Annotated in this window: 1 tRNA gene and 1 rRNA gene; both read right to left on the reverse strand. The window is 53.3% G+C overall.

The annotated features are described in order from the left end of the window. Positions 1–2: 2 nt before the first annotated feature. Positions 3–79: transfer RNA gene (locus IE178_RS35575), tRNA-Asp, on the reverse strand. Positions 80–157: 78 nt separating this feature from the next. Further along, positions 158–499, reverse strand: a 23S ribosomal RNA gene (locus IE178_RS35580); the annotation flags it as partial.

Below are 499 nucleotides of genomic sequence, written 5' to 3' on the forward strand. Positions count from 1 at the left end.
AGTGGCGGAGTGGACGGGACTCGAACCCGCGACCCCCTGCGTGACAGGCAGGTATTCTAACCAACTGAACTACCACTCCGCAGTGGTCTATTTAAAGTCTTATCTAAAACGTGCTTTAAACAGATAATGTTCAAAGCCTGGCGATGATCGGCGTTGTAAGGTTAAGCCTCACGGTTCATTAGTACCGGTTAGCTCAACGCATCGCTGCGCTTACACACCCGGCCTATCAACGTCGTCGTCTTCAACGTTCCTTCAGGACTCTCAAGGAGTCAGGGAGAACTCATCTCGGGGCAAGTTTCGTGCTTAGATGCTTTCAGCACTTATCCTTACCAGACGCGGCTACCCGGCGGTGCTCCTGGCGGCACAACCGGCAAACCGGAGGTCTGTCCAACACGGTCCTCTCGTACTAGTGTCAGAGCCACGCAAATTTCATACGCCCACGATAGATAGGGACCGAACTGTCTCACGACGTTCTAAACCCAGCTCGCGTACCGCTTTA

The sequence above is a fragment of the Streptomyces griseoloalbus genome, assembly GCA_014650015.1.
Lineage (GTDB): Bacteria > Actinomycetota > Actinomycetes > Streptomycetales > Streptomycetaceae > Streptomyces > Streptomyces griseoloalbus.